The 25,128-nt window shown below is 33.5% G+C and carries 28 protein-coding genes; 23 read left to right on the top strand and 5 right to left on the bottom strand.

All coding sequences use genetic code 11. The features are described from left to right. The 7 genes from V5784_RS03410 to V5784_RS03380 all read left to right on the top strand — a co-directional run. Nucleotides 1-580 (top strand): HesA/MoeB/ThiF family protein (locus V5784_RS03410; protein ID WP_336887648.1); only part of this gene is annotated, 580 nt, incomplete at its 5' end. Between the two features lie 132 nt (nt 581-712). Then, nucleotides 713-1,048 (top strand): hypothetical protein, encoded by a 336-nt coding sequence (locus V5784_RS03405; protein WP_336887647.1) that lies wholly within the window; start codon nt 713-715, stop codon nt 1,046-1,048. Nucleotides 1,049-1,185: 137 nt separating this feature from the next. Continuing rightward, nucleotides 1,186-1,656, top strand: a complete 471-nt coding sequence (rfaE2, locus tag V5784_RS03400; RefSeq protein ID WP_336887646.1) for a D-glycero-beta-D-manno-heptose 1-phosphate adenylyltransferase — start codon at nt 1,186-1,188, stop codon at nt 1,654-1,656. Nucleotides 1,657-1,674: 18 nt separating this feature from the next. Continuing rightward, the gene (gene tsaE, locus V5784_RS03395; protein WP_336887645.1) at nt 1,675-2,127 is read left to right on the top strand and encodes a tRNA (adenosine(37)-N6)-threonylcarbamoyltransferase complex ATPase subunit type 1 TsaE; all 453 of its coding nucleotides are present in this window, start codon (nt 1,675-1,677) and stop codon (nt 2,125-2,127) included. Then, nucleotides 2,121-2,813, top strand: a complete 693-nt coding sequence (gene tsaB, locus V5784_RS03390) for a tRNA (adenosine(37)-N6)-threonylcarbamoyltransferase complex dimerization subunit type 1 TsaB (RefSeq protein ID WP_336887644.1) — start codon at nt 2,121-2,123, stop codon at nt 2,811-2,813. The genes tsaE and tsaB overlap by 7 nt, the downstream gene beginning before the upstream one ends. 66 nt (nt 2,814-2,879) lie before the next feature. Continuing rightward, on the top strand, nt 2,880-3,434 hold the full coding sequence (locus V5784_RS03385) for a type II secretion system protein (protein ID WP_336887643.1): 555 nt from the start codon (nt 2,880-2,882) through the stop codon (nt 3,432-3,434). A gap of 155 nt (nt 3,435-3,589) precedes the next feature. Next, nucleotides 3,590-4,924, top strand: a complete 1,335-nt coding sequence (locus V5784_RS03380) for a CoA-disulfide reductase (RefSeq protein WP_336887642.1) — start codon at nt 3,590-3,592, stop codon at nt 4,922-4,924. Nucleotides 4,925-4,975: 51 nt separating this feature from the next. On the opposite strand, the gene V5784_RS03375 is transcribed toward V5784_RS03380, so the two are convergent. The 3 genes from V5784_RS03375 to V5784_RS03365 all read right to left on the bottom strand — a co-directional run bounded on the left by V5784_RS03375 (nt 4,976) and on the right by V5784_RS03365 (nt 7,750). Further along, complete coding sequence (locus tag V5784_RS03375) at nt 4,976-5,671, bottom strand: hypothetical protein (RefSeq protein ID WP_336887641.1); 696 nt, start codon at nt 5,669-5,671, stop codon at nt 4,976-4,978. A 132-nt stretch (nt 5,672-5,803) separates the two neighbouring features. Then, nucleotides 5,804-6,370 carry a hypothetical protein gene (locus V5784_RS03370; RefSeq protein ID WP_336887640.1) on the bottom strand — a complete coding sequence of 189 codons (567 nt, stop codon included), beginning with the start codon at nt 6,368-6,370 and terminating at the stop codon, nt 5,804-5,806. 57 nt (nt 6,371-6,427) lie between these two features. Then, nucleotides 6,428-7,750 (bottom strand): HD domain-containing protein, encoded by a 1,323-nt coding sequence (locus V5784_RS03365; protein ID WP_336887639.1) that lies wholly within the window; start codon nt 7,748-7,750, stop codon nt 6,428-6,430. Nucleotides 7,751-8,137: 387 nt separating this feature from the next. Between V5784_RS03365 and V5784_RS03360 the strand changes: the two genes are divergently transcribed. Next, nucleotides 8,138-9,370, top strand: coding sequence for a DUF5723 family protein (locus V5784_RS03360; protein WP_336887638.1), 1,233 nt, complete (start codon nt 8,138-8,140; stop codon nt 9,368-9,370). Between the two features lie 179 nt (nt 9,371-9,549). Next, nucleotides 9,550-10,122 (top strand): TetR/AcrR family transcriptional regulator, encoded by a 573-nt coding sequence (locus tag V5784_RS03355; RefSeq protein ID WP_336887637.1) that lies wholly within the window; start codon nt 9,550-9,552, stop codon nt 10,120-10,122. Between the two features lie 61 nt (nt 10,123-10,183). Here V5784_RS03355 and V5784_RS03350 read toward each other — a convergent pair whose 3' ends face one another. Both V5784_RS03350 and hydF read right to left on the bottom strand, forming a co-directional pair. Next, the gene (locus tag V5784_RS03350) at nt 10,184-10,621 is read right to left on the bottom strand and encodes a septal ring lytic transglycosylase RlpA family protein (RefSeq protein ID WP_336887636.1); all 438 of its coding nucleotides are present in this window, start codon (nt 10,619-10,621) and stop codon (nt 10,184-10,186) included. 172 nt (nt 10,622-10,793) lie between these two features. After that, nucleotides 10,794-12,023 carry a [FeFe] hydrogenase H-cluster maturation GTPase HydF gene (gene hydF / locus V5784_RS03345; protein ID WP_336887635.1) on the bottom strand — a complete coding sequence of 410 codons (1,230 nt, stop codon included), beginning with the start codon at nt 12,021-12,023 and terminating at the stop codon, nt 10,794-10,796. A gap of 387 nt (nt 12,024-12,410) precedes the next feature. Between hydF and V5784_RS03340 the strand changes: the two genes are divergently transcribed. From V5784_RS03340 to disA, 14 genes are all read left to right on the top strand, one after another. Then, on the top strand, nt 12,411-12,902 hold the full coding sequence (locus tag V5784_RS03340; protein ID WP_336887634.1) for a YceD family protein: 492 nt from the start codon (nt 12,411-12,413) through the stop codon (nt 12,900-12,902). Nucleotides 12,903-12,943: 41 nt separating this feature from the next. Then, on the top strand, nt 12,944-13,126 hold the full coding sequence (rpmF, locus tag V5784_RS03335; RefSeq protein WP_336887633.1) for a 50S ribosomal protein L32: 183 nt from the start codon (nt 12,944-12,946) through the stop codon (nt 13,124-13,126). A 122-nt stretch (nt 13,127-13,248) separates the two neighbouring features. Continuing rightward, entirely contained in the window at nt 13,249-14,265 is a 1,017-nt protein-coding gene (plsX, locus tag V5784_RS03330; protein WP_336887632.1) for a phosphate acyltransferase PlsX, read from the top strand. Beyond that, nucleotides 14,252-15,247 carry a beta-ketoacyl-ACP synthase III gene (locus V5784_RS03325; protein ID WP_336887631.1) on the top strand — a complete coding sequence of 332 codons (996 nt, stop codon included), beginning with the start codon at nt 14,252-14,254 and terminating at the stop codon, nt 15,245-15,247. Before plsX ends, V5784_RS03325 begins: the two co-directional genes overlap by 14 nt. Nucleotides 15,248-15,316: 69 nt before the next feature. Continuing rightward, nucleotides 15,317-16,210 (top strand): ACP S-malonyltransferase, encoded by an 894-nt coding sequence (gene fabD / locus V5784_RS03320; RefSeq protein ID WP_336887630.1) that lies wholly within the window; start codon nt 15,317-15,319, stop codon nt 16,208-16,210. A gap of 109 nt (nt 16,211-16,319) precedes the next feature. After that, nucleotides 16,320-17,069 (top strand): 3-oxoacyl-[acyl-carrier-protein] reductase, encoded by a 750-nt coding sequence (gene fabG / locus V5784_RS03315; protein WP_336887629.1) that lies wholly within the window; start codon nt 16,320-16,322, stop codon nt 17,067-17,069. A 79-nt stretch (nt 17,070-17,148) separates the two neighbouring features. After that, nucleotides 17,149-17,373 carry an acyl carrier protein gene (locus V5784_RS03310; protein ID WP_336887628.1) on the top strand — a complete coding sequence of 75 codons (225 nt, stop codon included), beginning with the start codon at nt 17,149-17,151 and terminating at the stop codon, nt 17,371-17,373. 150 nt (nt 17,374-17,523) lie between these two features. Continuing rightward, the gene (gene fabF / locus V5784_RS03305; protein ID WP_336887627.1) at nt 17,524-18,765 is read left to right on the top strand and encodes a beta-ketoacyl-ACP synthase II; all 1,242 of its coding nucleotides are present in this window, start codon (nt 17,524-17,526) and stop codon (nt 18,763-18,765) included. 24 nt (nt 18,766-18,789) lie between these two features. After that, nucleotides 18,790-19,497, top strand: coding sequence for a ribonuclease III (rnc, locus tag V5784_RS03300; protein WP_336887626.1), 708 nt, complete (start codon nt 18,790-18,792; stop codon nt 19,495-19,497). Further along, nucleotides 19,484-20,515, top strand: coding sequence for a radical SAM protein (locus tag V5784_RS03295; RefSeq protein WP_336887625.1), 1,032 nt, complete (start codon nt 19,484-19,486; stop codon nt 20,513-20,515). Before rnc ends, V5784_RS03295 begins: the two co-directional genes overlap by 14 nt. After that, a complete protein-coding gene (locus V5784_RS03290) occupies nt 20,512-21,987 on the top strand; it encodes an Rne/Rng family ribonuclease (protein ID WP_336887624.1) in 1,476 nt (491 codons plus the stop codon). Before V5784_RS03295 ends, V5784_RS03290 begins: the two co-directional genes overlap by 4 nt. 1 nt (nt 21,988) lies before the next feature. Further along, nucleotides 21,989-22,510: a pantetheine-phosphate adenylyltransferase gene (gene coaD / locus V5784_RS03285; RefSeq protein WP_336887623.1), complete on the top strand. Its 522-nt coding sequence runs from the start codon at nt 21,989-21,991 to the stop codon at nt 22,508-22,510. 25 nt (nt 22,511-22,535) lie between these two features. Beyond that, complete coding sequence (gene radA / locus V5784_RS03280) at nt 22,536-23,894, top strand: DNA repair protein RadA (RefSeq protein ID WP_336887622.1); 1,359 nt, start codon at nt 22,536-22,538, stop codon at nt 23,892-23,894. A 2-nt stretch (nt 23,895-23,896) separates the two neighbouring features. Beyond that, nucleotides 23,897-24,955, top strand: coding sequence for a DNA integrity scanning diadenylate cyclase DisA (gene disA / locus V5784_RS03275; protein ID WP_336887621.1), 1,059 nt, complete (start codon nt 23,897-23,899; stop codon nt 24,953-24,955). Nucleotides 24,956-25,128 lie beyond the last annotated feature (173 nt).

Raw genomic sequence — 25,128 nt, 5'->3', positions numbered from 1 at the left:
AGGCTTAGGGGGACATGTTATTGAGATGCTTGCAAGGATAGGAGTAGGAAACCTTATCCTTGTAGATTTTGATAAATTTGAGATAACTAATTTAAACAGGCAGATAATATCTTCGGAAGATAATTTAGGCTTGTTTAAAGTAGAGGAAGCCAAGAAAAGGGTGGAGTCCATAAATTCAGAAATAGAAGTTGTGGCAGTCAACAAGAAGATATCCATTCATAATATAGATGCTATCATAAAAGATGCAGACATTGTAGTAGATGCACTGGATTCTTCTGTATTAAAAAAGGTTGTAGAACTGTCTTGTGATAAAAATAATATTCCTATGGTTCACGGAGCTATAGGTGGGTGGATAGCGCAGGTAGCAGTGATTATGCCTGGAGATTTTATTCTGGAGAAAATTTATAAGGGTGATGACCTAGAAAATAAGATGGGAAATCCTAGCTTCACTCCTGCTTTGGCAGCTTCTATCCAGGTAGGAGAAGTGATTAAATTTTTGTTGAAAAAAGGGGAATTATTAAAAAATAAGGTTTTATATATTGACCTTGAATATAATAGTTTTACGAGATTGAAAGTGTAGTAATTGAAATAGAGGGGTATGATCCTAGGATTATTCCTCTCTGTTTTAGTAGTTCAATGTTTTCTTAATGAAAACAATAAAATCGTGTTAATATATATTATAAAATAAATTAAGAGAAAGGAGATATAAAAGATGTTTTTTGTATTAAAGAGTAGGTATAGAAGGGAAAAAATAGAGTTATTGGGAAAGATAGATAAATTGAGAGGGAGACAAGAGGAGTTAGGAAGGGACAAATTAGAAATTCAGAATGAAACTAAAAAAATAGAGGAAGAAAATACCATATTAAAGCAAAAATTAAAAATTAGAAACGGTGAATTAAGGGAATTGAAGGTGAAATTAGGTGATATAGATGGAAGATTGAAAGTAAAAGTGGAGGAGAAAACAAGAGAATATGAAGAAAAGATGAAGAGGATGCAGTCTTCCTATGATAAATTAATATTTGAACTGGATGAGCTGAGGCATAGATAGGTGCTTACTCTCTCCTCTTTGGCGTTTTCTCTAACAATAGAGAAAACTATAGACAAATTTGAGAGTGAGATCTTTAAAAAGAATTGAAATTAAGGTATAATTTATAGAAATAAAAGGAAAAAAAATAGGAGGAATTAATGAGTATAATAACTAGAAAAGAGGCTGCTAAATTAGTTGAAAAACTAAAAGAAAGTGGAAAAAAAGTGGTCTTTACCAATGGGTGTTTTGATATCTTACATGTGGGACATCTTAGATATTTAAATGAAGCCCGTGAATGTGGTGATGTATTGATCGTAGGAGTTAACTCTGACGATTCTGTGAGAAGATTAAAAGGGCCTACAAGACCTATAAATGGTGAGATGGATAGAGCAGAATTATTGTGTGGATTAAAAGCTGTAGACTATTCTGTAATATTTCCAGAGGATACCCCTGTAGAGATAATAGAGGAATTGAAACCGTCTATCCATGTAAAGGGAGGAGATTACAAGAAGGAAGATCTTCCTGAAACTGTGGTAGTAGAGAGAAATGGAGGAGAAGTAAGAATTCTTACTTTGGTGGATGGAAAATCTACCTCCAATGTAGTGAGAAAGATAGCGGAGAATAAGTAAAAAAGGGAGAATAATAAAATGAAGAGAATATTATCATTTGAGGAGTTGACGGAATTAGCAGTTAAACTAGCTGGATTTGTAATTCCAAATGACGTGATAGCACTGATAGGAGATTTAGGGACAGGAAAAACAACACTGACTAAAACAATAGCAAAAGAAATAGGGATCACTGGGAATATAAAAAGTCCGACATTTAATTATGTACTAGAACACCTAGGTGGAAAGATGCCCTTATATCATTTTGATGTTTATAGACTGTGTGACCCTGAGGAAGTATATGAGATTGGATATGAAGATTATCTGCATAATGATGGATTGACAATAATAGAGTGGGCCAACATAATAGAGACGGAGTTACCCAAGGAATATATAGAAATAAAAATGTATCACAGAGATGAAAATTCTCGTGAAGTTGAGATGAGATTTGTTGGGAATGAAAAGAGAGAGAAGGAGTTAAATAAATTATGGTAGTATTAGGAATAGATGCTTCTACTAAAACAGGTAGTGTAGCATTATACGATAGTGAGATAGGAATTTTATCGGAAATAAATGCAAATATAAGATTGAATCATTCAGATTCTTTGATGACCATAGTAGATATGGTATTTGATCTGGCTAAGCTTAAACCAAGGGATATTGACAGGGTAGCTGTCAGTATAGGGCCTGGATCATTTACAGGGATAAGGGTAGGAGTAGGAACAGCTAAAGGCTTAGCTTACAGTATCGGTTGTGATATCGTAGGGATTAATGAATTGGATATCCTGGCACACACTGTATCACAAACTCCCAATAAAATTATGTCTCTCATCGACGCCAGAAAGGGAAGGGTATATTATTCTGCCTATGAATATAATGGTGATCTAATCACAAGAATATCTCAGTGTGGAGCTGACGAATTAAAATTAATATTGGAAGATTATAAAGGGGAAAAAATAACCTTTACAGGTGATGGAAGTATTATTTATAAGGAGATAATAGATGAAGTTATGGGAGGTAATGCCGTATATAATTTAAAATCTAACTCAATGGTAAGGGCAGGAATTATGGCAGAGATGGCAGTGGAAAAAGATGCAGATAACCTATATACATTAGAACCATATTATATTTCAAAGACTCAAGCTGAAAGGGAAAAAGAAGCTAGAGAGAAGAAAAAATAAGTGATTTGTTGAGAAGGATTGAAAAAAAACAGTTATATTTTGATAGGTCATAGAGGAGGAGGATTTATGAGAAAATCTAGAGAAGGATTTACACTCATCGAACTATTAGTTGTCATTGCTATAATAGGAATATTGGCTACAACTTTGGCACCGAAATTAAGGGCGGAGTTAGCCAAAGCTAAAGATGCTAAAGCTGTGGCGGTATTAGGAGCTATTAGAGGGAGTATACCAATTATTATTTTTGAAAATACAGTAAGAGATTCAACTTCTCCTACATGGATATCTTTAACTGATATGAGGAGAAAGGTGGATGAAAAGACAAATTCTTTGATAGCTACAACTACCAGTGCAGAAGATGCAAGGATAAACCAAATAGCTGTAGGAGGGTCTAAATATTATACAGATGGAAGTGAACTTGTCTATGGAGGGCACACGTCTTTAGCATTTGAAAAGAATTTAGATGATATTAGTGATAGGTATACTCTCTATGATGACGAAGATCATAAAGTTGACTTTATAGAGGGCGGGGAAAGTCTTAAGTTAAATTGGGTAGTAAGACCAGGGAATAGTGGTAGAAAAGGTGCTCATAGTACAAACAATCTACCATGGAATAGTTATTAATAGTTAAGATTATCATTAAAAAAATATTTGTAAATTAGATTCTAAAATAGGTATAATCTGTGTTATATATATTATGTTTTTTATCTAAGAAAAGGTTTCTGATTAGAATTTTTAATTATAAATTGTTGGTTTTGCAGGCGATATTAGGAGGATTTATGAGGATAGTTATTATAGGTGGAGTAGCAGCAGGAATGAGTGCAGCAGCAAAGGCTAAAAGAATGTCTAAAAATTCTGAGGTCATAGTATATGAAAAGGGAAGTGTCGTATCTTTTGGGGCCTGTGGGTTGCCCTACTATGTAGGAGATTTTTTTGACAATCCCGAAGGTATGATTGCTAGAACTCCGGAACAGTTTAGAGAATCTGGTGTAGAAGTAAATGTAAATCATGAGGTTCTAAGGGTGGATGTAGAGAAAAAAATGGTAATAGTTAAAAATTTAGAGACAGATGAAACTTTTGAAAGCCCATATGATAAATTAATGGTAGCAACAGGTGCCAATGCTGTTATGCCCCCGATTGAAGGGGTACAAAAATTGAAAAATATTTTCACGTTAAAATCGATAGATGATGGAATCAACTTAAAGAAAGCCATGATGAAAGAGGAAAATAAAGAGGTGTTGGTAATCGGTGCTGGGTACATAGGAGTAGAGGTTGTAGAAGCAGCAAAAAAAATGGGGAAAAATATAAGAATTATTCAACAGGGAAAAAGAATGATGTCGGCTTCTTTTGACAGTGAGATAACAGATCTTATGGAAGAAGAGGTGAGATCCCATGGTGTAGATCTTCATTTGGAAGAAGTTGTAAAAAAAATAGAAGGAAATGATATGGTAGAAAAAATTATTACCGATAAGGGTGAATACAACGCAGATATCGTAGTTATAGCAACTGGTGTAAGACCTGCAACAGAATTCCTAGAGGGTACAGGGATTGAGATGGACAGGGGAGCTATAATAATAGATGAAGAGGGAAAAACATCTGTAGATAGTATCTATTCAGCAGGAGACTGTGCAGTGGTATATCATAGAGTGAGGAAGAAAAATGTATATATTCCACTGGCTACTACAGCTAACAAAATTGGAAGAGTTGTAGGTGGAAATTTAGCTGGGACTAAAAATAAATTCAGTGGGACTCTGGGATCAGCTTGTATTAAGGTGATGGATTTAGAAGCTGGACGAACAGGAATTACAGAGGCAGATGCAAAATTAGATGGACTAAACTATAAAACTGTAGTAGTAAAAGATAAAAATCAAACTAATTATTATCCGGGGCAGGAGGATATTTTTGTAAAATTAATATATGATGCTGAGACTAAGGTGATTTTAGGAGGACAGATCATAGGGAAAAAGGGAGCTGTACTCCGGACAGATGTAATTGCCATGGCAGTTGCTACAGAGATGAAAACTTCAGAATTAGGAATGATGGATTTTTGCTATGCTCCTCCATTTGCAAGAACGTGGGATGCACTTAATGTAGCTGGGAATGTGGCTAAATAGATAAAAAAACTCCCCTTGAACTTCAAGGGGAGTTTTTATTTTGAATATAGATTATTTTGTTTCTTCCGTAGTTTTCCCTTCATTTTGAGGCTGTTGTTCAGGGATAGGTCTTCCAAACATCCATTCCATTTCCCTTCTCAATCCAGTAAGGTCATATTCGTTTCCTTCGAGAGTAAGTGTATTATTTTCGGGGAATAAGATGTGCCCTTCTTCTAACTCCTCATTGACATCTAAGCTTAACTGTAATTTTAAACCAGTTTCTAGTTCTACTGGTTTAAAATTACTTTTGATAGTTTTGATGATTTTTTCTTTAGAACCCAAGATAGCTTCTACTTCTCCATCTTGAAATTGTCTTTTAGGAGGATAAGATGTAGTAAACAGAGTCTCTGTCATGAGAAATTTTAATCCAGTAGGAGTTTTTTCTAAGATATCCAGTGTGTATGATCCTCTTTCGGCAATAACAAATTTTTCAATGTTGATTACTTTTCTACCATGACCAAACATATCTCTGGGAACTGGTAACTCTCCGCTAGATAATAATTCATCATTAGGGCTGTTAATTCGCATCTCAAAGTTAGTATCTCTAGTTAATCCTTCGAATGCTAAGTATATAGAAAGTTTAGGAATTCCAATTGGGAAAATAGGCTGAACCAAACTATCGAATTGTCCTGCTATATCGAACCCACGACTTTGAGGGTTGAATGTTGTTGCATGTGATGCTAAGCAATGTTTTAATTTAATTGACATAATATCTCTCCTTAATAACAGGGGAGTGACCCCTATATTTTATTATCTAGGAAATTATAAAATTTATAGAATAAACAAAAAATTATAAAAACCTGAATTGTGTTTGTCTAGATGCAACGCCACGTTACTTTCTTATTTGAAATATAAATCTAATATTTCACTCATATTTTGAATCTCTTCTGCAGTTATTATTGTTGTTACGGATCTATTATCGACCTCACTATAATACTTTATCTCTCCTTGATTATTATCGACCATTTTTTTGAGAGCATCGATCTCTTGAGGTTTCAAAGTGAAAGCAATATACTCCTCAATAGAACCCACAAGATTTGACTTATCTCTCCAAAAAGCAGTATTTAATTTTCTAGCCATAAAATCCATATGAGAGGTATCATTGGAAATTAAATCAAGCCCATTCATATAGAGCCATTCATCTCCCCTGTATTTTAAGGCAAGGTATAATTTTTTTTCTTGGGTCTTTTTATTTTCTTTTAATACTAAGAAATGTTGACTTTCGTAGACTGAATATTTAATTTTTTTCTTGGTATATATATATTTGTCACTGTTTTGAATATAAACTGAGGGGTTTTCTTTACTCTTACTATATCCTTTTTCAATAGTTCTGACATAGGCATTTTTAGAACATCCTATGAAGGAAAGTAAGATCGTTAAAATCAGCATTTTTTTAAAAAAATTCATAAATCCTCCTAATCATTATAGTACAAGAATATCATAATTAGATATTTTTGTAAATATTCAAACCTTTTTTTTGCCATTATTTTTTTTAATTTTTTTGTTCTCTAATTTTTCATTTTCAATTATATCCCTTGCTTGTTCTACATTGGTGAATTTTTCCTCTAACTGTAATCTATACAGGTAGTTTAGGATCCTTTTAAATTCTTTCCCACTTTTATATCCCCATGAAAGCAAGTGGTTGCCATTGACTAAAGGAGTTAACTCGCCTTTTATCTCCAGATAGATAGACTCTATTTTTTTGATGTTCTCTAATTCCTCGGAGTTGTCTAACTGTCCCCTTCCTAGGACATCAGCTCTATAGACTTTTAGGAGTTTGAGAATATTTACCTGGACAGCTAATTTTCTTATGGTGACTTTATTGGTTTTATCATTTAACATCAATATCAATGGGGTAGCATGGTAAAAAATTAAATTAGAAGCAGAGGATATCAGTTTTTTGTTGTCTGTAAATTTACCTATTAAATCTAAAAACATCTCTCTAGATACCTTGGTATGACCTTTAAAATTAGTGTTCTGCGTAAGGTTTTTTCCAATATCATGAAATAAAATGGCAATCATAAGGTCTGTTGCTCTTTCGGATGGTTTTAGGATATCAAGGGTCATAAGGGTATGGGTAAAAACATCTCCCTCAGGATGAAATTTTTTATCTTGGATTATTTTTTTAGATAGATATAGATTTGGAAATAAGATCTCTATTCCTCCAACCTCATCTAAAAGCCTAAAGGTTTTGGAAGGTTTCTTATGGTTTAAAAGGATTTTTTCTAATTCTCCCATGATTCTTTCACGTGGAATATTTTGAATTAGGTGGAAATTTGTTGAGATTAATCTTTTTAAATTTTGTGAAAGTTCAAAGTCTAGCCTCCCTGCCAGCTCAATGGTTCTAAGTAATCTAAGGGGATCATCTAAAAAAGTTTTCCGGTCTACATATCGTAAAATTTTATTTTGAAGATCTGACTTTCCATTGTAAAGATCTAGAGTCTGGTCTGTCAAAGGGTTATAGTAAAGGGAGTTGATGGTAAGGTCTCTATTTAGAATAGAAGTTTTTATATCTAAAATAGGATTAAATCCATTATCATCTCGTGGCAGGGTGATCTCTAAATTATCTATGAGGTAAACTTTATAGAGAGTGCCAATTAACTTCCATTTGCCAAAAGTAGCTAATATTTTTTCAATTTGTTCAGGAGAAACTCCTAAAATTTCTATATCTATATTTGAATTTTTTTTGATAGGTTTATCGAAGATAAAAAAATCTCTCACAGCTCCACCTACGATATATAGGCAACCATTTATTTTTTTTATTTCCTCAGCTAATTTTATATACATCTTTGCTCCTTTAGTTCTTTCTATATAATAATTATACCTTAGATAGGGGTGATTTAAAACTTTTTCTTTATTGTTTATTTCCTATCGAAGGTAAAAATTTTTAAAATGCGACCAAAGACTGAATTGTAGAAAAAATTAACTGTGATTTCACATCATAGATAGTTAAAGAATAAGTATAATTAATAGTTGTGATAAATTTTTGTGGAAATAAAACAAAGGTAAGTTATTCGCTATCAAAGGATTGTTTATCGATGGAAAATTAAAAAACTAGTGTTATTTTAAGATTTGACTTTTAAAATAATAGATGTTATATTACGGTAGTAATTAATTAGAAAAGTTAAAATTACTGATCTATTAAAATAAAAGGGGAAGAAGGAGAGATAAAGAATGAAGAAAATATTATTAGGGTGCCTAGCGTTACTTAGTACAGTATCATATGGAGCCAGTGTAGATGCATTAGCTAACTCAACACCGGCATATTTTGGAAATCCAGCTCAAAATGCTACATTGACAACAGAAGCAGCTTATTATAATCCAGCAGGTCTAGTTCATTTAGAGGACGGGAACTACATGACTATAGGGGGACAGGTATCTAATACTACCTATGAGATAGAAAATGGGAATAGCTATAAAGCTAACGACCCATTTGGACTTATACCTAGTTTAGCTTATATTCATAAAGGTGGAAATTGGGCATTTTATGGTAATGTTGGAGGAGCGGCAGGTGGACCGACTTTAGACTATGAAGATGGAGTACCTTTATTGGAGGATATTTTAACTTTGAACGGTTTGACAGGAGAAGGAACAGTAGAAGGGGAAAATGCCTATGGCATGGCTAACCTTGGTACAGCCTATAGGATAAACAACGAGTGGTCGGTGGCAGCAGGAGTAAAATATATCTATGCCCTAAGAAATATTGAAATAGAAGTTAGAAATACAAATTTAAAATTAAGTCCAGGAAATATATATGAAGGAGGATTAGACGGAACTTATAATTCAGAGAGAACTGCCCAAGGATTCGGTGGAACCTTTGGTATAAACTACAGACCTAACGACAGATTGAATATGGCATTGACTTATAATACAAAAGTCAAACTAGAGTTTGAAGCAGATTCAGAGGGAAGTGGGGATTTAGGAGCAGCATTTGATTTCGGCGCATTTGCTGGTACTCCTTTAGCGCCAATTATTGATGGAGACAAAAGATGGAGAGACCTTCCTGCTGAATTAAAGTATGGGGTAGCTTATAAGATGACTGATAAGTGGACTGTAATGGGTGGAGGAAACTATTATTTCGTTTCAGATGCTGATACAGACGGTAAAGATGGATTTGAAAATGGATGGGATATAAATGTAGGTACAGAGTATCAAGTATCTGAAAGATGGACTCTGACTACTGGATATAACTATGCAGATACAGGTGCAAGTGATGATACATTTAATGATACTGAGTTTGCATTAAACTCAAATATATATACAGTAGGAGCTAAATTTCAACAAACTCCTAGCTTAGAGTGGACATTCGGAACTATGTATGCGGATTATATTGATCATGAAGTAAATGGTAAAAATTATAAGAAAAATATCATTGCTTATGCAATAGGTGCATCATATAAATTCTAGTTATTAAGGGAGGCTCTTGGGAGTTTCCCTTTTATATAAAATTACAGTAAAAATTTAGTTATAAATTATAAACTTATTATATAATAGGGATTGAAAAACTAAAAAACAAGTGTTAGAATACATGGAAGATAAAAAAACGGATATTATAATATGGAAAAAGATAAGATCGGAGGGGAAGAATGCCTAAAAAACCTATATTCACAAGGGAACAAATAATAGATAAAGCTTTTGGTATGTTAGAGAGAGGTAGTTTGGAAAATATTACAGCTAGAAGTTTGGCTAAGGAGTTAAATTGTTCTCCTGCTCCTATCTACGGTTTATTTATATCTATGGACGAATTAAAAAAAGAACTGGTAAATAGAGCTAAAAATTTATTTTTAACATATGTAAGTAAAGAAAAAGAGGCAGTTCCTTTTCTCAATATAGGGATGGGAATATGCAAATTTGCCAGGGAAGAAAAGCCATTATTTAAATCTATATTTTTAAGAAATAGCTCATATAGTACATTGATATCTGAGTTTCATAAAATTATCTTTGAAGAGATGAAAAAAGATGAAAGGTTTGACAAACTACCTGCTGATGTTAAAGAAACTTTGACTATTGACTGCTGGACATATGCCCATGGTCTGTCTACTCTTATTGCAACGGGGTATTTTAAGACACCATCAGATAACTTTATAAGAAGAAGGCTGATAAGTGGACCTGCATCAATCATCTATTACCACCTAGGTATTGAAAAAAACAACAATTAAACTAATAAAAAATGAGCAAATTAATTTGCTCATTTTTTATTAGTTTAGGGGGAGATAAAATTTAATGTTTATATCGGAAAGTGTTTGAAGCATCTAAGATGGTAACTTCAATGTTTAATACTCCTACCCTTAAGGGGGCTATCTTTTCAAAGGCTGCTCTGCTCAGGTCGATCATCCGCCCCTTTACATAGGGACCTCTGTCATTTATTTTAACTTTTACAGATTTTCCATTATCTAAGTTTTTTACTCGAACAATAGTGCCAAAGGGTAATGTTTTATTGGCAGCAGTCAAATTGTACATATTATATTTTTCCCCACTGGCTGTTTTTTTTCCGTGGAAAAAATCTCCATACCAAGAGGCTTTTCCTCTGATGGTGTTGCCTACTTTGAATCTGGAATTTTGTACATGGGATTTAGGATATGATACGGTTTTCTTCGGGGTATTGTAACAACCCACTAGGGCAATAGCGATAATTATAGCTAATACTAATTTTTTCATATTAAAATCATCTCCTAATTTTGGGTCACGAATTATGCGGATAAAATATTTTTTGATCTTAAGTTTTAATTATTAAATTTGTATAATCTGTGAATAGAAAGTTTAAATTCATTTGCTAGACCTTTATCATGATTTTATTATCTTTTCGTGTTAATTAACGAATTTATTTTGCTTACTTCTGCTTCCAAATTTCATTTACTTCTGGAAATGGCTTTAGAGCTCGGTCAAGGATACCATAGAGAGTGGCTATACAAAGTCCGTAGTTTAAGATAGGGACTCCTTCACGATAACTTATGTCTATTCTGCTTAACATCTCTTTTTTGTTCAGAGTACATCCGCCGCAGTGGATAACCAATTTATAGTCTTTTAAATTTTCTGGGTAGTCCCTTCCTGCTACAATATCAAAATCTATCCCGGTATCTATCTTTTCACCTATCCATTTTGGGATCTTATATCTGCCTATATCATCTTTTTGAACATGGTGGGTGCAGGCTTCCGAAACCAAAAATTTATCTCCATTTTTAAGAGACATAAGTGTTTTGGCGCCATCTACCATCTTGCTTAAATCACCTTTGTATCGTGCGAAAAGGATGGAAAATGAAGTTAGAAGAACATCATTTGGAACTATAGCTGAAACTCTTTCGAAAGCCTGGGAATCTGTGATGACTAATTTAGGAGGGTTTTTTAATCCATCTAAAGTGGCTTGTAATTCGGTGTCTTTACAGGTATGGATAATTCCACTGTTATCTAAAATATCTCTCATAGTTTGGACTTGAGGTAAGATTATACGACCTTTGGGCATACCAGTATCGATAGGAATAACTAAAACAATATGATCACCGCTTTCTATAAAATCTCCTAAGATACTAGGACTTTCGAATTCCAAGGGAGAGTGTTGGATGATCAAATCTTTCATATCTTCCATCCTATCTTTTTGTTCTGCTGACAGATTTATATATGGGTAGTTTAAATTTTCTAACTCCGTTAAAAAATCAAAACTGGGTTTTTCTACATCTGCCTTATTGATAACAACTATAAATGGAGTGTTGTTTTTCTTTAAAATATCGATAATATTATAATCAAATCCTAAAAAACCATTGTAGTCAACTGTGATAAGGGCTATATCAGTTTTTCTTACTACTTCCATAGTTTTTTTTATACGTAATTTTCCTAATGCACCTACATCATCTATCCCAGCTGTATCTATAAGAACACATGGCCCTATAGGGAGTATTTCCATAGCTTTATAGATAGGATCGGTTGTTGTCCCTGCAAAATCAGAAACGATGGCTAAATTTTGTCCTGTGATTGCGTTGATCAGTGTCGATTTTCCCATATTTCTTTTACCAAAAATAGAGATATGTAGTCTGTTGGAACTTGGAGTTTTATTTAAATTTGACATTAAAATCACCTCTTAAATATATTTTTATCGCAATATTCTTAATTTATGAATATAAATTTTTGAAATATTGGTGATGCCCTTTACGGGGACTTATTTATATTATATCGTTAATTAACCTATAATGTAAATATTTTGATTGAAATAAAATAACATACGTTATATAATGATGGATGGATTGGACATTTATAATAGAATAAATTACCTTAATAAAAATAAATTCAGTTATAAATTTATTTTAGCAAACTGAGTTTAGGTCAAAAAGATTGGAAAGGATAGCTATTGTAATAAAATAAAAATAAAAATAAAAACCTTTGTTAAGAAAATTTACTTGACAAAGGTTGGAAAGTTTAATATAATGCATAGGTAACATTATAGAGGTGAAGCGACTTGAAAATAAATATTGATCGATTAAAAAAGAAGAGGGAAACTAAATTTGAATTTACAGAAATATTAGATGATATTCTAATAGAGGGAGTAACACTTCCAGAGGTTCAAATAGATTACTCGGTAGAACTAGTTGAAGGTGAGGTCATCATTAGAGGTGAATATACAGCTTTCGTAAAGACCGGTTGTGTTAGGTGTCTAGAAGAATTGAAAATAAAAGTTTCTGGTGAATTTTTGGGGGACTACAAAGAAAGTAAGGATTACGATGAATATATCGAATCTCTAAGTAAGGAAGCACAAGTACTAGATGACATGGTAGAAGAATTAGTTGATGGAGAGGTGAATATAAGTTCTTTAGTAAGAGATTATATTATTTTGGAGATGCCTCAATTCCCAGCCTGTGAACCAGAATGTGGTGGTTTGGAAGAACTAGAAAAATATTGTGACAGTGGTATAGACTCCAGATGGCAAAAGCTACTGGATTTAAAGAATTAATAATTTATTATAATTAAAATAAAAGTTAGGAGGGGAATATAATGGCAGTACCTAAGAAGAAAACATCGAAAGCTAAGAAAAACATGAGAAGATCGCACCACGCTTTAAAAGGAACTAACTTAGCTACGTGTTCTAACTGTGGAGCTCCAAAGAGACCTCACAGAGTATGTCTAGAATGTGGAAGTTACAAAGGAAAGCAAGTTTTAACTAACAAAGCTGAATAATCTTTGAGAGAAAAAAGGTAAGAGTATTCTTACCTTTTTTTTATATAAAAAACAAGGGAAAAAAAAGGAAAAAATATGGTAGGATAGAAATAGAAATAGAAATAGAAATAGGGGTGAGAATATTGAGAATAGCATTAGACGCTATGGGTGGTGATTATGCTCCGTTAGAGACAGTAAAAGGAGCTGTAGAAGCTATCGGCGAGAATAAAAATATCCGTGTGATCCTTGTGGGGAAGGAAGAACTTATAAAAGAGGAACTATTAAAATATAGTTATGATAAGGATAGAATAGATATAAAAAATGCGACAGAAGTAATAGAAATGGATGAGAAAACGTCTCCTACGGTAGCTGTAAGAGTTAAAAAAGATGCATCTATGAATGTGGCTTTAGAGATGGTGAAAAAAGGAGAAGCTACAGCTTGTATATCGGCTGGAAATACAGGAGCCCTTATGACTGCAAGTCAGCTAAAGTTGAAAAGGATTAAAGGAGTACTTAGGCCTGCTATAACGACAGTATTCCCAGCAAATAATAATAAACATATAGTGCTTCTTGATGCGGGGGCAAATGCTGATTGCAAGCCAGAATATCTGGATCAATTTGCTACCATGGCAAATGAATATGCTAAGGTATTATTAAATATAAAAAATCCTAGAATCGGGTTACTTAATATAGGAGAGGAAGATGGTAAGGGAAATGAACTTACTAAATATGCATTCTACCTGTTAAAAGAAAATAAAAATATAGATTTTTGCGGGAATATAGAAACCCGTGAGATGACTAACGGAACTGTAGATGTAGTGGTGACGGATGGATTTACAGGGAATATAGTATTGAAAACAGCGGAGGGAACAGTTCATTTTATGAAAAACATCATAAAAGATGGGGTGAATAAAAGTCTGTTGGCAAAAATAGGAGCACTACTTATGAGCTCTGTATTTAAAGAAATGAAGAGACAGTCTGATTCATCGGAATATGGTGGAGCACTATTTATGGGGCTCAATGGGATATCTATAAAGGCTCATGGTAATTCAGATTCAAAAGCTATAAAAAATGCTATCTTAATTGGAAATAAATTTGCAGAAAAGAACTTTATTGAAAGTTTAAAAAAGGTAATCGGGGGGGAAAATGAGAACTCTTAAAAGTTTTGGAATATTGGGAATAGGAACCTATGTCCCTGAAAAGATAATGACAAATTTTGATTTAGAAAAAATAGTGGATACTTCAGATGCATGGATACAAAAGATGACTGGTATAAAGGAAAGAAGAATAGCGGCAGAAAATGAAGCTACCTCTGACCTTGCTTACAATGCCGCGATTAAGGCTTTGGAATCATCCGATACTAAGGCAGAGGACTTAGATCTAATAGTAGTGGCTACGATGACACCGGATTATTTTACTCCATCTGTATCGGCTATATTGCAAAAAAGATTGGGAGCACATCATGCGGCAGCATTTGATCTAGGTGCGGCTTGCAGTGGATTTGTATATGGATTGGAAGCAGGAGGAAATTTTATAGCAACTGGTATGTATAAGAAAGTATTGGTGATAGGTGCAGAAGTATTCTCTAGGATTTTAGATTGGGAAGACAGAAATACCTGTGTACTATTTGGTGATGGAGCAGCAGCAGCAGTACTAGGAGAGGTAGAAGAAGGTTACGGTCTTATAGGTTCTTATCTAGGAGCAGATGGGGATTTAGACGATGTATTAGTTATTCCAGCAGGTGGGTCTAGAACTCCTGCAACTCACGAAACTGTAGATAATAGATCTCATTACCTTAAGATGAAGGGACAGGAAGTTTTTAAATTTGCTGTGAAATCAATGCCTAAAGCAGTAGAAAAAGTATTGGAAAATACAGGTATGAATATAGATGAATTAAAACTAATCGTACCCCATCAAGCTAATATGAGAATTATAAGTTCAGCAGCAAAAAAATTAAAATTCCCAACGGAGAAATTTGTGATTAATTTGGATAGATATGGAAATACTTCGGCAGCTTCTGTTGGTTTAGCATTGGGAGAAGCATTGGAAAAAGGGATGATTAAAAAAGGTGATAATATAGCATTAGTAGGCTTTGGAGCTGGATTGACGTATGCATCATGTGTTATAAAGTGGGCGTATTAGTTACACAAAATTTGACATAACAGGTGTTATGTGAAATAAATTACAGGTGTTATGATTAAGGGAGGGGAAATGTCAAAAATAGCGTTTATATATCCAGGACAAGGAACACAATATGTTGGAATGGGTAAGGAGTTATATGAAACAAATGAGGTCGCTAAAAAATATTTCAATAAAATTTTTGATAACTTAGAATTAGATTTAAAAGAAACTATGTTTAACGGACCTGAGGAGAAGTTAAAACAAACAAAATATACACAGCCTGCTATAGTAACTATGTCACTTGTGTTGACTGAATTATTAAAGGATAGTGGGATTGTAGCAGATTATGTGGCGGGGCATTCATTGGGAGAATACTCAGCATTAGGAGCGGCTAACGTACTATCAACTTGTGACACAGTGAGATTAACTGCCCTTAGAGGGGAAATTATGAACGTAGTTTCAGGTGAAGTAGACGGAACTATGGCAGCTATAATTGGGCTAGAATCAGCTAAGATTGAAGAAATTTGTAAAGATATAGATGGAGTAGTAGAAGCTGTAAACTATAACGAACCTAAGCAGACTGTAATAGCAGGATCAAAAGGTGCTATTGATACAGCATGTGGGAAGTTAAAAGAAGCTGGCGCTAGAAGAGCTATGGTATTGGCTGTATCTGGACCATTTCATTCACCTCTTATGAAACCTGCAGGAGATAAATTAAAAGCTAATTTTGATAAATTTGACTTTAAAGAAGGAAAAATTGAAATATTATCTAATACAAGAGTAGAGTTTTTAACGGATCCTGAAAAAATAAAGGAAGAATTATACCACCAAACTTTTGGTCCTGTAAGATGGGTTGAAATAATTGAAAAATTAAGAGACACCGGAGTGACTAAATTCTATGAGATTGGACCTGGGAAAGTATTGAAAGGTTTAGTTAGGAAGATAGATAAAACTTTAGAAGTGGTAAATGTCGAGTCAATATAAGAGAACTTTTATAGCTAAAAGATACTGGGATAATTGAATTTTATGAAGTTATATTTGGGAAAAATATTGAAAAGATTAGTTAGAAAAACAATTGAGGAGGTATTTGTAAATGATTAATTTAAAAGGTAAAGTAGCGGTAATTACTGGGTCAGGTAGAGGGATCGGTAAATCTGTTGCTGAAAAATTAGCAGAAGCAGGAGCCGACATCATAATTACAGATATATTAGTAGAAGCAGGAGAAGCTACAGCTAAAGAAATAGCTAAAAAATATAACGTAGAAACATTATTTGTAGAAAGTAATGTTACAAATTCTGAAAGTTGCGTAGCGTTAGCTAAAGCTACGATGGAAAAATTTGGAAGAATAGATATATTAGTAAACAATGCCGGAATCACAAGAGATGGATTATTCATGAGGATGAAGGAAATTGATTTTGATCTAGTTATTGATATCAATTTAAAGGGTGCTTTCAACACAACTCAAGCATTTTATAGAACGATGACTAAACAAAGAACGGGAAGTATAATCAACATGGCATCAGTAGTAGGACTAATGGGTAACGCAGGTCAAGTAAACTACTCAGCTTCAAAAGCAGGATTAATCGGAATGACTAAATCTTTAGCAAGAGAAGCTGCTAAAAGAAATGTAAGAGTAAATGCTGTAGCTCCAGGATATATTCAGTCAGAAATGACTGATGTATTAAGCCCAGAAGCTAAAGAAATGATGATGAGAAATGTTCCTCTAGAAATAATGGGAACTCCAGAAGATGTAGCTAACGCAGTATTATTTTTATCATCGGATTTATCATCATACATAACAGGTCAAACACTAAGTGTAAACGGCGGAATGATAATGCAATAAAACCTTTTAAAGGTTGAAAAAATATATAAAATTTGTTACAATTATATGTAGTATATTTAAAATTCAAGGAGGAAAAATTATGTTAGATAAAATTAAAGAAGTAATAGTAGATCAATTAGGTGTAGACGTGGATCAAGTAACTTTAGAGGCAAACTTCATCGATGATTTAGGAGCGGATTCATTAGATACAGTTGAATTAATCATGGCGTTTGAAGAAGAATTCGATATCGAAATTCCTGATGCAGATGCTGAAAAAATCAAAACTGTTAAAGATGTAGTTGACTTCGTAGAAGGAACTAAATAAAAGATTATAGATAGGGGAGTTATATCCCCTATTATTTTATTTAAAAAACTGTCTGTAAGTTAGATATGAAAATAGAAGATCAACAATTGGTAGGAAGCTATAATTTAGAGGCAGTTATTTAAAAAAACTTAAATATTATGAGGTGAAAAGATGAGAAGAGTTGTAATTACTGGGGTAGGGATGATAACTGCACTAGGAACAGGAGTAGAAAAATCTTGGGCTAGAATAAAAGCTGGAGAGTGTGGAATAAAGAAAATAGAGAGTTTTGATACTGCAAATACATCGGTAAAGATAGCAGGAGAAGTAATGGACTTTGATCCTACAGATTTTGGGATTGAAAAAAAGGAAGTTAAGAAATTAGCTAGAAATACACAATTTGCCATAGCAGCAGCAAAAATGGCCTTGGAAGATGCAAAGTTTGAGATAACTGAAGAAAATGCAACTTCTGTAGGAACTATTGTTAGTTCTGGAATTGGTGGAATGGAAATTTTTGAAAAACAATATAGTACTTTATTGAACAAAGGTAATAGAAAAGTATCACCATTTACAATACCTGCAATGATAACTAATATGGCTTCTGGAAATGTAGGAATATACACTGGTGCTAAGGGACCGAATAAAACTATAGTAACAGCATGTGCTGCTGGGACCCACTCAATCGGAGATGCTTTCGAGATGATAAAACATGGAAAAATTGATACTATGATAGCAGGTGGAACTGAAGCTTGCATCACAGAATTTGCAATCACAGGTTTTTCTAATATGAAGGCATTATCTACTAGAAATGATGAACCGTTAAAAGCATCTAGACCATTTAACGTGGACAGAGATGGATTTGTAATGGGAGAGGGATCAGGAATAGTGATCTTGGAAGAATTAGAGCAGGCTAAAGCCCGTGGAGCAAAGATATATGCTGAGATCATAGGATACGGAGAAACTTGTGACGCATATCATATCACTTCCCCTGGACCAGGTGGAGAGGGAGCAGCAAGAGCTATAGAGATGGCTTTAAAGCAAGGAAATATAGATAAAACTACAGTTGACTACATCAATGCACATGGAACTTCTACACCAGTTAATGATAGATTGGAAACAACAGCTATAAAGATTGTTTTCGGAGATCATGCTAAAAATTTAGCAGTATCATCTACTAAGGGAGCTACAGGTCATGCCCTTGGAGCAGCAGGTGGAATGGAAGGTGTAATATTAGCCCTAGCAATCGATGAAGGAATAATGCCACCGACTATCAACTATGAAAACCCAGATGAAGAATGTGATTTAGATTACGTTCCAAATAAAGCTAGAAACAAGGATATAAGAGTAGGAATGTCTACATCATTAGGATTTGGTGGACACAACGCAGTAATAATTTTTAAAAAATACGAGGACTAAAAATACTATACTAAGGGTGGAGAGATGAAAAAATACTTGGAATTAGAAAAAATTCTAGGTCACACTTTTAAGGATGAAAAACTTTTAAAACATGCCTTACTTCATAGATCTTATGGAAATGAAAATAAGGAATATAAAAAAATAAGCAACGAAAGACTAGAACTGTTAGGAGACGCAGTTCTAGATCTTGTCGTTACTGAATATTTATATAAAAATTTTAAAGAATCCTCAGAGGGAGATCTAGCTAAATTAAAATCAATGGTAGTAAGTGAACCGGTATTGGCAAAGATATCAAGAAAATTAAAATTAGGTGAATATCTTTTCCTGAGCAAGGGAGAGGAAGTTACTGGAGGAAGAAATAGATCTTCAATCTTAGGAGATGTATTTGAATCGATCTTAGGAGCTATTTACTTAGATTCAGACTTAGAAACAGCTAGAAAATATGGCTTATCTCATCTAGTCTATGAAATAGAGCATATCTATGAAAATGATGAATTGATAGATTTTAAAACAGCATTACAGGAATACAGCCAAAGAAAATATAAGGAAGTACCTACCTATGAGCTTATAGGTGAAGATGGACCGGATCATGCTAAATTTTTTAAGATAGGTGTATTTATGAATAAAAAAATAGTGGGATCAGGAGAGGGGAAAAATAAAAAAACAGCAGAGCAAAGAGCCGCAAAACACGCCTGTGATAGTTTGGGGATAAAGTATATTGAAACATTATAATATTCCAATATTTATTAGTCACTTTGGTTGTCCCCATACCTGTGTATTTTGTAATCAAGTAAAGATAAATGGAAGGGAAACAGATGTCACATGTTCGGACATTAAAAAAAAAATAGAAGAACATTTAGAGATTCTACCAAAAAATTCAGAAAAAGAAGTAGCTTTTTTTGGTGGAACCTTTACAGGGATTGATAAGAGAATACAAGAAGAGTATTTAGCTACAGTTAAACCATATATAGATAGTGGTTTTGTAGATGGTATTAGACTGTCTACGAGACCTGATTATATTAATGAAAAGATTTTGGATCTTCTTTTAAAATATGGTGTAACAACGATAGAGTTAGGAGTTCAATCTATGGATGATGAAGTTTTATCTCAGTCTGAAAGAGGTTATAAATCTGATATAGTAGAAGCGGCATCTACTTTAATAAAGAGTTATGGTTTTAAATTAGGAATACAGGTAATGCCTGGATTACCTGGGTCTACTAATCAGACAGACTACAAAACAGCAGAAAAGATAGTGAAGATAAAACCGGATATGGTTAGAATATATCCGACATTGGTTATAAATAATACCAAGCTAGAAAAGATGTATTACGACAAAGAATACAACCCTATGGATTTAGAAGAAGCTGTTGACAGGGTGTTACCAATCATGGTTTTGTTTGAACTTAACAATATAAATATAATCAGGGTAGGATTACAACCTTCTGACGATCTTTGTGAAGAGGGAGTAATAAAAGCAGGACCTTTTCATCCGGCTTTTAAGGAAACTATTGAAACAGAAATTTATGGAAGGTTTTTAAGATCTTTAAATTTAGAAACTTTAGATATAGTTACCCATGAAAAAAATATCTCTAAAATAGTAGGGATGAAGAAAAAAAATAGATTATATTTTGGAGAAAAGATGAATATAAAGAATGACAATAATCTTTCATTAGAAAAAGTAGTAATAAATAAGGTAGAATATACTAGGAAAGAAATCTTAAATAAAATTTTAGAGAGTGGTATATTATGAATCAGATAATAATAAGTATAAGTGATTTTGAAGAAAGAGCAGCTCTTTTAGAAGGGGAAAAACTCACAGAATTTTTTATACAGAGGAATGAACAAAATCTAATAAATGGTAATATATATAAGGCTAAAGTAGCTAATGTATTACCTGGTATGGAATCAGCATTTTTGGATATTGGCACACAAAAAAATGCTTTTTTACATGTCCGAGATTTGCGTGAATATGAGGGGAAATACCTGAATGGTGTAGAAAACAGCAATAGACCTATAGAGGATATCCTCAGCGTGGGAGACGAGATAATAGTTCAGGTAGTAAAGGAGCCTAGAGGTGATAAGGGAGCCCGTGTGACGACTCATTACACTATACCAGGAAAATATCTGGTATTGATGCCAAATGACAGCCATATTGCTATCTCGCAAAAGATAAAGGATCCGAAAGAGAGAGAGAGGCTAGAAACCACAATCAATAATATAAAACCTAATGAGATGGGAATTATTATAAGAACTGCGGCTAAGGATAAGAACAACCTTCATTTTGAAAAAGAAATTAAATATTTGGTGAAAAAATGGAAAGATATAGAGAACAGTTTTAAAAAAAGTAAAGTAGGGGAGATCCTATACCAAGATAACGATATGGTCACAAGAACTGTAAGAGATGTTTTTTCCAATCAAATAGATGAGTTGATAATAGATGATGAAGAAAGGTATTGGGAGATAGTGGACTACGTAAAGGCATTTTCCGATAATACATTTAAAACCAAGGTAAAATTATTTGAGAGTTCCCTTCATATTTTCGATCACTACAATGTAACTAAGGAATTGGAGACAGCTCTAAATGAAAGAGTATGGTTAGACTGTGGGGGATATTTGATCATTCAAAAAACGGAAGCTCTCATAAGTATAGATGTGAATACAGGTAAAAATACAGGGGTAACGAATCTAGAAGAAACTGTAGTTGAAACCAATGTAGAAGCAGCAGTAGAGATTGCAATACAGCTGAGACTTAGAAACCTAAGTGGTATTATTATCATAGATTTTATAGATATGAAGGTGGAGAAAGATAAGCTGAAAGTAGTGGAAGTATTGGGTGAAAGTTTAAAAAAAGACAGGATAAAAAATAATATCATCCACTTTACAGACCTTGGGTTGGTAGAGATGACGAGGAAAAGACAGGGAAGTCCTTTGGCTAAATATTATCAAAAATCTTGTTCATGTTGTGATGGAACAGGAACTGTAAAATCTAAAGAGAGTATTATTTTGGATATAATGAGAGAGATAAGAGAGGTCGCAGAAGATGACGATATTAGATTGATAAGGCTGACTACAAGTGTGGAATTATACGATTTTATTTGTGAAACTTATATAGAGTTTATAACAGGATATTTAAAATTACGTAAGAAGGGATTTGTCCTGAAAAAAAATAAGAAAAATGAAGAAAAAAACAATAATGACTATGAAATAGTAATGGAGATGTAAGATGAAAAAAATAATAGCAGTATGTGCAGGAAGTTTTGATCCTATAACTAAGGGGCATTTGGATATTATAAAGCGTGCCAGCAAATTTTCGAATAAATTGATAGTGGGTATTTTAAACAGTCACAATAAAAAATATTGGTTTAATTTAGAGGAAAGAAAAATATTAGTAGAAAAATGTTTATTAGAATTTAACAATATAGAGGTAAAAACTTTTGATGGATTGTTGGTAGATTTTGTTTTGCAAAATAAAGCTAATACTATAGTGAGAGGTTTACGAGCTGTTTCAGATTATGAATATGAACTACAACTGGCTCTTACAAATAAATCTCTTTCACATAATCAGGTGGAAACAATATTTTTACCAGGATCAAGGGAATGTCTATATCTTAGTTCTAGTTTAGTAAGGGAAGTAGCATTTCATGGTGGAAAGATAGATGAATTTATTTCACCAGATATAGTAGAGGATGTAAAAAAAAGGGCAAAAGAGATGAAGGAGAAAGAGATGATAGGAATTATTAAATAAAACTTAGGAATAGAGGAGTGAATTCATGGCTAAATTAAAAACTATATATATCTGTTCAGACTGTGGCTATGAATCTTCTAAATGGCTTGGGAAATGCCCAGAATGTGATAGCTGGGGGACATTGGAGGAAGAGGTCAATAGTGCTTCTTCTAAAAGCAGTGTTAAAAAAAAAGTTAGTAACACCAAGGTCGTTAGTTTTAAAGATATAGAAGTGGAGAAAAATTTTAGATATACCACGAAATTCAATGAGTTTGACAGAGTCTTAGGAGGAGGTCTTGTAAAAGGAGCTGTAGTTCTTTTGACAGGTAATCCAGGGATAGGCAAGTCAACGTTGCTATTACAAGTAGTAGATCAGTATTCACAGTATGGAGAGGTACTATATATATCTGGTGAGGAATCACCATCTCAGATAAAATACAGGGGAGATAGACTGGGTTTATCTGGATATAATATATCTATCATGTCGGAGACAGAGATGGAATCCATCTATGATTATGTTATTAGGAAGAAACCCAAAGTAGTTGTGGTGGATTCTATTCAAACTTTATATAGTTCAAATTTTGATTCTATCCCAGGAACTATAACACAGATAAGGGAATGTACCCTAAAGATAGTAGAACTTGCTAAAACCCATGATATATCTTTCTTTTTAGTGGGACATATTACCAAAGATGGAAAGGTAGCGGGACCAAAATTATTGGAACATATGGTAGATTCAGTATTGCAGTTTGAGGGACAAGAAGGACTGTTCTATAGGATCTTACGAAGTTTAAAAAATAGATTTGGATCTACCAATGAGCTTGGAATATTTAACATGGAAGAAAAAGGGATGGTAGAGGTAAAAAATCCTTCGGAATTTTTTCTCAGCGAACGGGATGAAAAAAATGTTGGAAGTATAGTTGTACCAGTATTAGAAGGAACTAAGATATTTTTGTTGGAAATCCAAACTTTGGTAAATGAATCTCCCTTTGGAATTCCAAAGAGAGTAGTACATGGATTTGATAGAAATAGGATACAGATACTGAATGCTATTATGGAAAAAAAAATAGGATTAAACTTATCTTCTAAGGATGTTTTTGTAAATATCCCAGGGGGGATAAAGATCTATGATGGAGCAGCAGATTTAGGAGTAGTAATGGCCATGATTTCTGTAACTAAAGGGATAGAAGTCAGTCAAAAGATAGCAGCAATAGGGGAGCTTGGTCTACGAGGAGAGATAAGAAAAGTATCTTTTGTGGATAAAAGGCTAAAAGAATTGGAGAAACTTGGTTTTTCAGGAGTATATCTGCCTCATTCTAACAAGAAAGAGATTGAACAGAATAGTTATAATTTAAAGATGATATATTTAAAAAATTTAACAGAACTTGCAGAGAGGATGAGGTGATTATGGAACATAATTTAAAGAAAATATTTTCTCAGGTAACACCTGGAACAGTATTTAGAGAAGGTTTGGATAACATTTTAGATGCAGGGACTGGTGCTTTGGTAGTTTTAGATGCCAATGATACTTTAGGCGATCTTATAGATGGTGGATTTGAATTAAATTGTAGGTTTACCCCTCAAAGACTCCATGAGCTGTCCAAGATGGATGGTGCTATCATCTTAGATGGTACTGCTAGCAAAATTAAATATGCCAATGTACATCTACAGCCGGGGAAATTATTTAAAACCAATGAGAGTGGGACGAGACACAGAACTGCTCAAAGGGTAGCTCGGCAGACAGATAATTTAGTTATAGCTATCTCAGAAAGAAGAAATCGTATTACCCTGTACAAGGGAGATTTTAGATATAAGGTGAAAAATTTAGCTGATATAATGATTGAAGCTAGTCAGGCAATGAAAACTTTTGAAAGGTATAAACATGTACTAGATAGAGCCTTACAAAATATTACTCTTTTAGAATTTGATAGGATGGTAACCCTTTCAGAGGTTGTAACAGTACTTCAAAGATTTGAGATGCTGATAAGAATAAGAGCAGAAGTGGAACATTCAATAATAGAATTAGGATCAGAGGGGAAATTTTTAGAGATTCAACTAGAGGAACTATTTAAGGGGGTTCTGAAAGAGGAAGAAAATTTCATCAGAGATTATATAAATTTAGGAGAAGATGAATTTGGTTCTGCTCAAGTCAAGGAAAGACTTTTGGGATTAGGAGATTTAGAACTTTTAGAGACTGAAAATATAGCGGGAGCTTTGGGATATGGAAGATCAGCGGCGACCTTTGATATGGAATTAGACACTAAGGGATATAGAATCTTAAATAAGATAACAAGGATCACAAGAAAAGATACTGAAAAAATAATCAGTAAATATGCAATTTTATCCAAAATATTGGAACTGACCGAAGAGGAATTGGTAGAGATGAGAGGAATCAGTATGTTTAAAGCCAGGTCTATAAAAAATGGGATAAAAAGATTAAAAATGACAGCTGAGTGGGAGAAATAAAAAGGAAGATAGCATCGCTATCTTCCTTTTTTCTGGGTCTGTCTCATATTTTGTGTAAACCTCCAAATTAGTGTAAACTACAATTACATTAATTTGGAGGTTTTTTTATGAGAAAAAAAAGAAAAGATTTATCCCCTGATGAATTAGCACGAAAAGAGCTAATTAGAGAATAT

The organism is Psychrilyobacter sp., assembly GCF_037132775.1.
Taxonomy (GTDB): Bacteria; Fusobacteriota; Fusobacteriia; order Fusobacteriales; family Fusobacteriaceae; genus Psychrilyobacter.
The sequence above is the reverse complement of the archived record's forward strand: the minus strand, read 5'-3'. Positions and strand labels throughout refer to the sequence as shown.

Bases quoted from the DNA above. Each gene is read 5' to 3' on its own strand.
- V5784_RS03380 (WP_336887642.1), top strand. From the start codon at position 3,590: ATGAGGATAGTTATTATAGGTGGAGTAGCAGCAGGAATGAGTGCAGCA.
- V5784_RS03375 (WP_336887641.1), bottom strand. From the start codon at position 5,671: ATGTCAATTAAATTAAAACATTGCTTAGCATCACATGCAACAACATTC.
- fabF (WP_336887627.1), top strand. From the start codon at position 17,524: ATGAGAAGAGTTGTAATTACTGGGGTAGGGATGATAACTGCACTAGGA.
- V5784_RS03370 (WP_336887640.1), bottom strand. From the start codon at position 6,370: ATGAATTTTTTTAAAAAAATGCTGATTTTAACGATCTTACTTTCCTTC.
- rpmF (WP_336887633.1), top strand. From the start codon at position 12,944: ATGGCAGTACCTAAGAAGAAAACATCGAAAGCTAAGAAAAACATGAGA.
- V5784_RS03325 (WP_336887631.1), top strand. From the start codon at position 14,252: ATGAGAACTCTTAAAAGTTTTGGAATATTGGGAATAGGAACCTATGTC.
- tsaE (WP_336887645.1), top strand. From the start codon at position 1,675: ATGAAGAGAATATTATCATTTGAGGAGTTGACGGAATTAGCAGTTAAA.
- hydF (WP_336887635.1), bottom strand. From the start codon at position 12,023: ATGTCAAATTTAAATAAAACTCCAAGTTCCAACAGACTACATATCTCT.
- fabD (WP_336887630.1), top strand. From the start codon at position 15,317: ATGTCAAAAATAGCGTTTATATATCCAGGACAAGGAACACAATATGTT.
- V5784_RS03310 (WP_336887628.1), top strand. From the start codon at position 17,149: ATGTTAGATAAAATTAAAGAAGTAATAGTAGATCAATTAGGTGTAGAC.
- fabG (WP_336887629.1), top strand. From the start codon at position 16,320: ATGATTAATTTAAAAGGTAAAGTAGCGGTAATTACTGGGTCAGGTAGA.
- rfaE2 (WP_336887646.1), top strand. From the start codon at position 1,186: ATGAGTATAATAACTAGAAAAGAGGCTGCTAAATTAGTTGAAAAACTA.
- radA (WP_336887622.1), top strand. From the start codon at position 22,536: ATGGCTAAATTAAAAACTATATATATCTGTTCAGACTGTGGCTATGAA.
- V5784_RS03365 (WP_336887639.1), bottom strand. From the start codon at position 7,750: ATGTATATAAAATTAGCTGAGGAAATAAAAAAAATAAATGGTTGCCTA.
- V5784_RS03405 (WP_336887647.1), top strand. From the start codon at position 713: ATGTTTTTTGTATTAAAGAGTAGGTATAGAAGGGAAAAAATAGAGTTA.
- V5784_RS03290 (WP_336887624.1), top strand. From the start codon at position 20,512: ATGAATCAGATAATAATAAGTATAAGTGATTTTGAAGAAAGAGCAGCT.
- V5784_RS03350 (WP_336887636.1), bottom strand. From the start codon at position 10,621: ATGAAAAAATTAGTATTAGCTATAATTATCGCTATTGCCCTAGTGGGT.
- V5784_RS03385 (WP_336887643.1), top strand. From the start codon at position 2,880: ATGAGAAAATCTAGAGAAGGATTTACACTCATCGAACTATTAGTTGTC.
- rnc (WP_336887626.1), top strand. From the start codon at position 18,790: ATGAAAAAATACTTGGAATTAGAAAAAATTCTAGGTCACACTTTTAAG.
- coaD (WP_336887623.1), top strand. From the start codon at position 21,989: ATGAAAAAAATAATAGCAGTATGTGCAGGAAGTTTTGATCCTATAACT.
- V5784_RS03355 (WP_336887637.1), top strand. From the start codon at position 9,550: ATGCCTAAAAAACCTATATTCACAAGGGAACAAATAATAGATAAAGCT.
- disA (WP_336887621.1), top strand. From the start codon at position 23,897: ATGGAACATAATTTAAAGAAAATATTTTCTCAGGTAACACCTGGAACA.
- V5784_RS03360 (WP_336887638.1), top strand. From the start codon at position 8,138: ATGAAGAAAATATTATTAGGGTGCCTAGCGTTACTTAGTACAGTATCA.
- tsaB (WP_336887644.1), top strand. From the start codon at position 2,121: ATGGTAGTATTAGGAATAGATGCTTCTACTAAAACAGGTAGTGTAGCA.